A 10,047-nucleotide genomic window follows, 5' to 3' on the forward strand; every position below is an offset into this window, starting at 1 on the left:
CTGCGTTCACCCGTCCCGCAGCGCGAACCACAACTCCATCCGCACATCGGCATCGTCGAGGTCCGCGTCCAGCAACGCCGCGCACCGCGCGATGCGTTGGCGGACGGTGTTGCGGTGGATGGACAGGGCCACCGCCGTGCGGTCCCAACTGCCGTGCAGGGAGAGCCAGGTACGGAGGGTCTCGGCGAGGGCGGGGGTGGCGGCGATGGGCCCGAGGAGGGCGCGGGCGTGGGCCTCGGCGTCGGCCGGCGGGACGAGGTCCGCCAGGGCGGGGCGCTCACCGTGGCGTACGAGGGGCGTACGGGTCGCGCGGGCGCGGGCCAGCGCGCGGGCGGCCTGCGTGTCGGCGGTCACCCACTCGTGCGGGGTGACGGGCGCGCTGACCCCGCACGTCCAGCCCGCCTGCGCGGTGGGCTCGCGGTCGCCGGGGACGAGGACACGCACGACGTCACAGCCCGCGTCGACCAGCGCGGAGCCCAGCGCCGCACCCAGCGCGGACGCGGTGACGGCGTCCGGCGCGGGGCCGTCGCCGGGGGGCCGCGCGTGCACGACGAACCACCGCTCGCCGCCCAGCAGCGGCGCGACCGCCTCCGGTGCGGCGCCCAGCAGCAGCCGCACCAGCGCCGCCGAGCGCGCCGCGCCGCTCCCGCTCTGCTGCTCCCCGGTGAGGAGCGCGAGCAGGACGGCCGCGACGGAAGCGATGGTGTGGTCCCCGGGGTCGCGGCGCGGCGCGGCGACGCCGAGGACGAAACCCTGCCCGCCGCCGAGTGCGTAGGCGGCGAGGTGGGTGCCTTTGACGGTGTCGGTCGCGGAGGAGGGAGTGGGGCCCTGTGCCTCCCCGGGGCGCACCACGGCGGCCAGCTCGGCGAGTGACTCCGCGACCGGCGCCCGCGCGACGGCCACGACCGGCGCGAGCGGCCCGCGCACGGCGGTCGCTTCCGGCGCGTGCGAGGCGGCCGGGGGCCGTGCGGCCGTCCCCTCCGGCATCCGCCCCGCCTCGGCCAGTTCCGCCCCGTCCGGCCCGTACAGCACCGCCCAGCCCCCCACCCGCTGGGCCAGCTGTCGCAGTACCGCCGGTACCGGGTCCGGGCGGGCCGCGGCCGCCGCCAAACTCTGCTGGGCCTCCGTGACACGCCGCAGCTCGGCCAGTCGGGCCTGGGCCATCAACTGCCAGACGGCGCGGGCCACGCCCGAGAAGGTGGTCTGGGGCGGGACTTCGAGGAGAGGGAGGCCGTAGTCGTCGCAGGCCGCCACCAGCGCCCGCGGAACCGTGTCGTGCACCGGCGCCAGGCCGAAGCCCAGCGCCGCGCCGCCCGCCGCCACGATCCGGGACACGTAGTCGACGAAGTACGTGCCCGAGCCCGCCGCCTCCGGGATGTGCACCCCGGCGGTCAGCAGCAGCTCGCCGCCCAGCAGGTACGGATAGGGGTCCGCCATCTCGGACGTGTGCGCCCAGTGGATCACCGTGTCCGGAGCGGAAGGGCCCGCGATCTGGCGCAGGGCCAGGTCCTCCCGGGCCAGGAGGGCGCTGAGCAGTACCGGGGGAGTGGGCGGGACAGGAGGCGCGGACGGGTCCGGCATGGTGGACATTCCCTCCATCCGGTTCAGCAACAGTGGATGAAACGTACACTTCAGAGTCGTCTTCCGGCCACCTAAGGTCGTGACCGCCGGTAGCCGCGGGTACGGGCGGATGTCCCCGCGATCAGCCACCGGCCAGTCCTCACGGACACCCCCACACCACCCGCACGACACGCCACCGAGCGCACGGAGGAGACCCATGGCCGTCGACTACACAGTGATCGTCGTCTATTTGCTCGGCATGCTGGCCATGGGCTGGTGGGGCATGCGCCGCGCCAAGTCGAAGAGCGAGTTCCTGGTCGCGGGACGACGGCTCGGGCCCGCGATGTACTCCGGCACCATGGCCGCGATCGTCCTCGGCGGCGCGTCCACCATCGGTGGCGTCGGGCTCGGGTATCAGTACGGACTGTCCGGGGCCTGGATGGTCTTCACCATCGGCCTCGGCCTCCTCGCCCTCTCCGTCTTCTTCTCCGCCCGCATCGCCCGCCTGAAGGTCTACACCGTCTCCGAGATGCTCGACCTCCGCTACGGCGGACGGGCCGGCGTCATCTCCGGCGTCGTCATGTGGGCGTACACCCTGATGCTCGCGGTCACCTCGACCATCGCGTACGCCACGATCTTCGACGTCCTCTTCGACATGAACCGGACGCTCGCGATCATCCTCGGCGGCTCGATCGTCGTCGCGTACTCCACGCTCGGCGGCATGTGGTCGATCACCATCACCGACATGGTGCAGTTCGTCGTGAAGACCATCGGTGTGCTGCTCCTGCTCCTGCCCATCGCCGTCGTCAAGGCAGGTGGGTTCAGCGAGATGAAGGCCAAGCTGCCCACCGAGTACTTCGACCCGCTGGGCATCGGCGGCGAGACGATCTTCACGTACGTCCTGATCTATACGTTCGGCATGCTCATCGGCCAGGACATCTGGCAGCGCGTGTTCACCGCTCGCAGCGACACCACGGCGAAGTGGGGCGGCACGGTCGCGGGCACGTACTGCCTGGTGTACGCCGTCGCCGGCGCCGTCATCGGTACGGCGGCCAAGGTCCTCTACCCGACGCTGCCCAGCGCCGACGCCGCCTTCGCGACCATCGTCAAGGACGAACTCCCGGTCGGAGTGCGGGGGCTGGTCCTCGCCGCGGCGCTCGCCGCCGTGATGTCGACCTCCTCCGGCGCCCTCATCGCGTGCGCCACCGTCGCCAACAACGACATCTGGTCGCGGATGCGCGGCATAGTGAAGCCCGAGGGCGAGGACCACGACGAGGTCAAGGGCAACCGCGCCTTCATCCTCATCATGGGCATCGCGGTGATCTGCACGGCGATCGCGCTCAACAACGTCGTCGAGGCGCTGACCGTCGCATACAACCTGCTGGTCGGCGGCCTGCTCGTGCCGATCCTCGGCGGACTGCTGTGGAAGCGCGGCACGGCGCCCGGAGCGCTCGCCTCCATCGTCGTCGGCGGGCTCGCGGTCGTCGGGCTCATGGCGACCTACGGCATCCTCGCGAACGAACCCGTCTACTACGGGCTGGTGTCCTCGCTGGTCGCCTACGTGGTGGTGTCCCTGGCCACCAAGCCGACCGAGGAGGCCGTGCTGGTCGCCTGGCGCGAGCGGCTGGCCGGGCGCGGCGCGAGCGCCGAGGCCGAGGCCGAGGCCGAGGTGGAGACGGCGGCCGTGCGCGCGTGAACGCTCCGCTTCAGGCGCGGTGCACAACCTGCCGCGGGTAGTCCGCGGCAGGCCGCGCCGACGCGGCGCAGCCGTACGTGTCTGCGCCCCGCGCCCCGAACAACTTCGGCCCTGCCGTCCGTACCCCTACGGCGGCCGGGCCGGGCGGTCCCTGTCCGTGGGGTCCGCGACACTGGAAGACGCAGTACCCGCACCACCTGGAGGAGTCCGACGATGAGCAGCACCGAGTACCCGGCAGCAGGCGGCGACCAGCCACGCGGCCCCGTCGACTCGTCCCGTATCCCGCGGTACGCGGGCCCCGCGACCTTCGCCCGGCTGCCGCGCCTCGACGAGGTCGGCGCGGCCGATGTCGCCGTGGTCGGCGTGCCGTTCGACTCCGGCGTCTCGTACCGGCCCGGCGCCCGCTTCGGCGGCAACGCGATCCGCGAGGCCTCCCGGCTGCTGCGCCCGTACAACCCGGCCCAGGACGCCTCCCCCTTCGCCCTCGCCCAGGTCGCCGACGCCGGTGACATCGCGGCCAACCCGTTCAACATCAACGAGGCCGTCGAGACGGTGGAGGCCGCCGCCGACGAACTGCTCGGCACCGGGGCCCGCCTCATGACCCTCGGCGGCGACCACACCATCGCCCTGCCCCTTCTGCGCTCCGTCGCGAAGAAGCACGGCCCCGTCGCCCTGCTCCACTTCGACGCCCACCTCGACACCTGGGACACCTACTTCGGCGCCGAGTACACGCACGGCACCCCGTTCCGCCGCGCCGTCGAGGAAGGCATCCTGGACACGGAGGCCCTCTCCCACGTCGGCACCCGCGGCCCGCTGTACGGCAAGCAGGACCTGACCGACGACGAGAAGATGGGCTTCGGCATCGTCACCTCGGCGGACATCTACCGCCGTGGCGCCGACGAGGTCGCCGACCAGCTGCGCCAGCGCATCGGCAACCGCCCGCTGTACATCTCCATCGACATCGACTGCCTCGACCCGGCGCACGCGCCCGGCACCGGGACGCCGGAGGCCGGCGGCATGACCTCGCGCGAACTCCTGGAGATCCTGCGCGGACTGTCCTCCTGCAACCTGGTCTCCGCGGACGTCGTCGAGGTCGCCCCCGCGTACGACCACGCCGAGATCACAGCGGTGGCCGCGTCCCACACGGCGTACGAGCTCACCACGATCATGTCCCGCCAGATCGCGCAGGAGAAGGCAGCGAAGTGACTCACGACCACGACCTGGTGCTCCGCCCCACCGCCGCACAGACGGAGGCCGCGCTGAACCCGCCCCCCGGCCGCAACGGCGGAGACCTGGTCGTGGAGACCCTCTCCGGTCTCGGCGCGACCACCGTCTTCGGTCTGCCCGGCCAGCACGCGCTGGGCATGTTCGACGCCCTGCGCCGCTCGTCCCTCCAGTACGTGGGGCTGCGGGTGGAGAACAACGCGGGCTTTGCGGCGGACGCGTACGGCCGGATCACGGGTGAAGCGGCTCCGCTGCTCCTCTCGACGGGCCCCGGGGCGCTCACCTCGCTCGCCGCGCTCCAGGAAGCCGCGGCGGCCAGCGCCCCCGTGCTGGCGATCAGCAGCCAGATCCCCACCGCAGGACTGGGCGGCGGACGCCACGGCTATCTGCATGAACTCCCGGACCAGCAGGCGTCGTTCCGAGGCGTGGTGAAGTCCGTCCACACGGTCCGCAGCCAGTCCCAGATCCCGTCCGCCATCGCGGCCGCCTGGGAGTCGGCACTGACGGCGCCGCACGGCCCGGTCTGGGTGGAGATCCCGCAGGACGTACTCCTCGCCGAAACGCACCTGCCGGTGGTGACGCCGATGGACGCGACACCGGAGGAAGTCGTCCCGCGCCCCGAACTGACAGCGGTCGCGGCCGACCTGCTGTCCCACGCCGCCCGCCCCGCCATCATCGCGGGCGGCGGAGTCGTACGAGCGGACGCGTCCGGCAAACTGCGCCAACTCGCCGAACGGCTGAACGCACCCGTCGTCACCACCTTCGGCGGCAAGGGCGCCTTCCCCTGGAACCACCCGCTCTCGCTCCAGTCCTGGCTGGAGGACCGCCACACGACCGACTTCCTGGAGGACGCGGACGTCCTGCTGGTGATCGGCTCGGGCCTCGGCGAACTCTCCTCGAACTACCACACGTTCAAGCCCCGCGGCCGGGTCGTCCAGATCGAGGCCGACCTCGGCAAGCTGGAGTCCAACCACCCGGCGCTGGGCATCCACGCGGACGCCCGGCTCGCGCTCTCCGCGCTTCTGGAGATGGTGGAGGAGCGCCCCGACCCCACGGCGGCAGACCGCGTGCGCACTGTGCTGGCGAAGGTCGCCGACCGCATCGCCGCTCAGGAACTCACCCTGGAACAGGAGGTGTTGGCGTCCGTCCGCCGAGCCCTCCCGTCGTCCTCCCCGTCCTTCTGGGATATGACGATCCTGGCCTACTGGGCCTGGTCGGCCTTCGACCCGCGCGGGACGAACCTCATGCACTCCGCCCAGGGCGCCGGTGGCCTCGGCTACGCCTTCCCGGCGGCGCTGGGCGCGGCGGCCGCCGACCCCACCCGTCCGGTCCTCGCCGTCTCCGGCGACGGTGGCGCGTTGTATTCAATCGCCGAACTGGCCACTGCCAAGCAGTCCGGCCTGAACGTCACTTGGCTGATCGTCGACGACGGCGGCTACGGCATCCTGCGCGAGTACATGACGGACGCCTTCGGCCAGGCGACGGCCACGGAGCTGTCGCGTCCGGACTACGTGGCCCTCGCGGAGTCCTTCGGTGTCCCGGGGGTCCGTACGACCCCCGGGACACTCGAAGAGGACCTGGCCAAGGCCCTGGCGACACCGGGGCCTTCGGTGGTGCTGCTCCCAGCGGTACTGCGGATGTTCGCTCCTACGCATCTCGGGAGCTGACAGCCAGGAACGGTCCGTCGCCTACCAGATCGCCTCGACCCACTCCGGGTGGTCGATGAACGGGTTGCGGTTGTGCTGGTAGGTGTCGTAGATGACCTGGTTGCGGCGCTCCTCGAAGGCGTTCGGCGGGTCCTGCTCGTTCCACTGCTTCAGGACCGAGAGACGGCCGTGAAGCGGGACGCTGCCGTTGGTGACCAGGTCGTTGGGCTCGAGGTTGGCGAAGCCGTCGTCGCCCTCGTAGCGGACCGCCATGTAGAGGATCATGCGAGCCACATCGCCCTTGACCGCGTCGCGCGGCTCGAAGGAGTTGGAGTCCGTGTAGCTGCCGGGGGCGCCGCTGACCGCGCTGCCGCCGTTGTCGAAGTCCTTGTTGCCACGCGTGCTGTTGACCTGCACGTCCTCGGGACGCAGGTGGTGCAGGTCGGTGCCGGGTCCGGCCGAGGTGCCGAAGTCGCCGTGGGACTGGGCCCAGACATGCTCGCGGTTCCAGTTGCCCACGGCGCCGCCGTTCAGGGACTTGGACCGTGAGATGCCCCCGTACAGCAGGATCACGTTGTTGCTGTTGTTCGGGTCCTGGTCGGTGACCTTGAGCGCGTCCCAGACCGCGGAGTACGAGAGCTTGGTCTGGGGGGTGATGATCGTGTGCAGCGAGGACTTCAGACTGGTGCCGGTCTTGCCGATCGCGTTCTTGTAGTACGTGGTGTCGTACGCGGTCGTCGTGGCACTGGCGGGGCTCGCGGTCACCGTCGGCAGGGTGAGGCCGACGAGCACGGCGGACGTGGCGAGCGCCAGCGTCTTCCAGCGGCGTATCTGCGTGGCGGGCATGTGGGGACGTCCGTTCTACGCGGGTTGAATGAATGGACAACCCGGAGCGTGACATGAACATGCGCATCACTGAGTGAACGTGACGTGTCTGTTGTGTGTCGAGAACCGGCAAGTCGCTTGTTGTCCGCAGCTTTTGACGGTTTTTGGGAACTCTTGCCACACGCGTCGCGGCCCCTGACCGGGAGTGTGGTCAGGGGCCGCGACGCGTGTGTGCGTGTGCTGTGTGTGCGTGGACGTCAGTTCAGATCGGACGGGTCCAGGCGGTAGAGCGTCGACTGGTTGGAGTCGGTCGTGCTCGAACTCGACTCGGAGGTCGCGCTCTTGCCGTACGCGCTCTCCTTCACGGCCGTGGCGTTCTTCTGCACCCAGGCCGTGACCTCCGAGCTGACGCTGTCGGAGTTGCCTTGGCCCATGCCGCCGCCCATGCCCCCGCCACCGAGCTGGATGTAGTGCAACTCGCCCTTCTTCACGAGCTCCTTGAGTTTGGCGAGCGTCATCGCCTTGTCGGTGCCGGACCAGCCCCACATGGAGATGACGGGCTTCCCGGTGCTCACGATCAGCTGCGCGGCGCTCTGTGAACTGGACACCGCAAGCAGCCACTTGGCGCCGTCCTGGTGCTTCTCCAGGTAGGAGATCAGCTCGGTGTCGGCGCCGCCGCCCATGCCGCCGCCCTGTGCGCCGCCGCCCGGGGTGCCGGTAGTGCCGGTGCCGCTCGGGGGCGTACCCATGTCGCCGCCCTGCTGAGCGCCCTCCTGCTGGGTTCCGCCCTGCTGTCCGCCGGGCATCCCACCGCTCGGGGCACCGCTCGGGGCACCACCCGGCGGCGTACCCATCTGGCCGTCCTGGCCGGTCTGGCCGCCCTGCTGCTGGCCACCGGGCATCCCGCCCCCGGCATTGCCACCGGGGAAGCCGCCCGTGCGGCCACCGCCGCCACCGCCGAAGCCCATGCCGCCGCCGGTCGTGGGACCGGCCGTCGGGTTGGTGCCGCCCATGCCGCCGCCCGAGCCCGCGGGCACCGAGGCGGCGTACGCGGTCGGGCCCGCCAGGGCCGCCACGATCGCGGCGGCCACGGAAGCGGCGAGCAACTGGATACGTCGGCCGGAGCGGAAGACGATCAGGCCCGCGATCGCCAGCGCCATGACCACCGCGATCGTCGGCCACAGCCAGGTGTTCCAGCCGGAGGCTCGGCGCAGCAGCACGATCGACCAGATGCCGGTGACGCCCAGGGCGACGGGCAGCACCCACACCCACCGCTTGTCGGCGCGGAAGGCACGCAGCAGCATGACGCCGCCGCCTCCGCACAGCGCCGCGATGCCGGGCGCGAGGGCGGTCGTGTAGTACGGGTGCATCGTGCCTTCGGCCATGCTGAAGGTGAGAAAGTGGAGCGCGGTCCAGCCGCCCCACAGCACCAGCGCGGCGCGCGTCAGGTCCGTGCGGGGCGCGCGCCCGCACAGCACCAGGCCGCCGACCAGCGCGATGCCCGCGAACGGCAGCAGCCACGAGATCTGGCCACCCAGCGTGTCGTTGAACATCCGGCCGAGGCCCGCGGTCCCGGAGAAGCCTCCGCCGCCACCCCCGCCGCCTCCGCCGTTGCCCTCGCCGCCGAAGACGCGGCCGAGGCCGTTGTAGCCCATGATCAGGTTCCAGGCGGTGCCGTCCGTCGAGCCGCCGATGTACGGCCGCTCGGAGGCGGGCACCAGCGACACGGCCGCCGGCCACCAGAAGCTGGCGACCGCCAGGGCCACGCCCGCGATCAGCAGGTTCACGATCCGCTTCACGAGGCCGAGCCGGGACGCGTACAGGTACACGGCGAAGACGGCGGGCAGTGCGATGTAGCCCTGCAGCATCTTCGTGTTGAACGCGAGCCCGAAGCACACCGCCGAGCCGATGAGCGGCAGCAGCCTGCCGTCCCGCGTCGCGCGCAGCGCCAGCGCCGCGCCCGCCACCATCAGGAAGACGAGCAGCGTGTCGGGGTTGTTGTCACGATTGATGGCCACCGTGATCGGGGTCAGTGCGAGGACCAGCGCGGCCACGGTGGCCGCCGCGTGTCCGAATACCCGCTTCACGGAGGAGTGCAGGATCCAGATGGTGCCCAGCGCGGACGCGATCAGCGACGCCATCATCTGCCAGGTGCCGTAGCCGAAGACGCGGCAGGACAGGCCCATCACCATCAGGACGAAGGGTGGCTTGTCGACGGTCATGAAGTTGCCCGCGTCCAGCGACCCGAAGAACCAGGCCTTCCAGCTCTGCGTGCCGCTCAGTACCGCGGCGCTGTAGAAGCTGTTCAGACCGGACGAGGAGAGGTTCCAGGAGTACAGCACGGCGGCCAGCAGCATGATCGCGATCAGGGCGGGGAGTGGCCATCGCGGCGCCTTCTCCGGTGGCCCGGGCGGTCCGGGCGGCGTGGGAGTGGGCGAGTCGGGGACCACGGGGGCGTGGGGGTGTGGGTCGGTGGCAGATGTCACGGGTGGATCCTGCGCGACGGGGGTGGGCGCCAGCTGTGCTGAACCTGGGACTTTGCTGTGGGTGGGTGGAGGGGGACCCATGAATGCGTATGAATGCGTAAAGGGCGCCGCTGAATGCGTAGTGAGTACCGGAGGGCGCGTAAGGGTGCGACAGGAACGGGCGAGAATGGCGGGTTCTTTACGCTTCGGGTTTACACCGTGTGTCGGTATGGCACACGTCACCTTCCTGACGGACCAGCGTTCGCCCGACTAATGGTCATAGTGCCCGAATTATTAACCTTCCCTGAAAACCCATCTGTCACTTACGGTCCAACTGACCACAGAAGCATCATATGTTGACCACATCAACTTCATAGCGAGCTCTGGGGAGAGCTCGGGGGGAAGGGGCAACGGGGAATGACTACCGTTCCTAAAGACTGAGTGGGAGTGTGTCCTGTTGCCAGGGCTCCTGCTCAGCCGTGTGCCCCGAACGGTGTTGGGCACGCTGGTCCCCCGCTTTCGCTCCTCGGTCCGGTGGCGCGCATCGTGTGCGTGGTCCGGGCGGGTGGGGGCGGGTTTCCTCACGCCGTCGGGTGTCCGGTCGGGCCTGGACGGTCCGATGCCCACCACG

General features: G+C 70.8%; 6 protein-coding genes and 1 pseudogene. 3 read left to right on the forward strand and 4 right to left on the reverse strand.

What is annotated here, in order from left to right; translation table 11 throughout:
- Positions 1-6 precede the first annotated feature (6 nt).
- Entirely contained in the window at positions 7-1,581 is a 1,575-nt protein-coding gene (locus AB0D57_RS20275) for a PucR family transcriptional regulator ligand-binding domain-containing protein (protein ID WP_362074335.1), read from the reverse strand.
- Positions 1,582-1,777: 196 nt separating this feature from the next.
- Here AB0D57_RS20275 and AB0D57_RS20280 point away from each other — a divergent pair, with 196 nt between their 5' ends.
- From AB0D57_RS20280 to AB0D57_RS20290, 3 genes are all read left to right on the forward strand, one after another.
- Positions 1,778-3,256, forward strand: coding sequence for a sodium:solute symporter (locus AB0D57_RS20280; RefSeq protein WP_362074314.1), 1,479 nt, complete (start codon positions 1,778-1,780; stop codon positions 3,254-3,256).
- Between the two features lie 213 nt (positions 3,257-3,469).
- Positions 3,470-4,462, forward strand: coding sequence for an agmatinase (gene speB, locus AB0D57_RS20285; protein ID WP_362074317.1), 993 nt, complete (start codon positions 3,470-3,472; stop codon positions 4,460-4,462).
- Positions 4,459-6,147, forward strand: coding sequence for a thiamine pyrophosphate-binding protein (locus tag AB0D57_RS20290; protein WP_362074320.1), 1,689 nt, complete (start codon positions 4,459-4,461; stop codon positions 6,145-6,147). The genes speB and AB0D57_RS20290 overlap by 4 nt, the downstream gene beginning before the upstream one ends.
- Positions 6,148-6,168: 21 nt before the next feature.
- Here AB0D57_RS20290 and AB0D57_RS20295 read toward each other — a convergent pair whose 3' ends face one another.
- From AB0D57_RS20295 to AB0D57_RS20305, 3 genes and pseudogenes are all read right to left on the reverse strand, one after another.
- On the reverse strand, positions 6,169-6,972 hold the full coding sequence (locus tag AB0D57_RS20295; RefSeq protein ID WP_362074323.1) for an endonuclease: 804 nt from the start codon (positions 6,970-6,972) through the stop codon (positions 6,169-6,171).
- Between the two features lie 236 nt (positions 6,973-7,208).
- Positions 7,209-9,308, reverse strand: a complete 2,100-nt coding sequence (locus AB0D57_RS20300; protein ID WP_362074338.1) for a glycosyltransferase family 39 protein — start codon at positions 9,306-9,308, stop codon at positions 7,209-7,211.
- A gap of 538 nt (positions 9,309-9,846) precedes the next feature.
- Positions 9,847-10,047, reverse strand: a pseudogene (locus AB0D57_RS20305) (IS200/IS605 family accessory protein TnpB-related protein); the annotation flags it as partial.

This window comes from Streptomyces sp. NPDC048275 (assembly GCF_040652275.1).
In the GTDB taxonomy this organism is placed as follows: domain Bacteria; phylum Actinomycetota; class Actinomycetes; order Streptomycetales; family Streptomycetaceae; genus Streptomyces.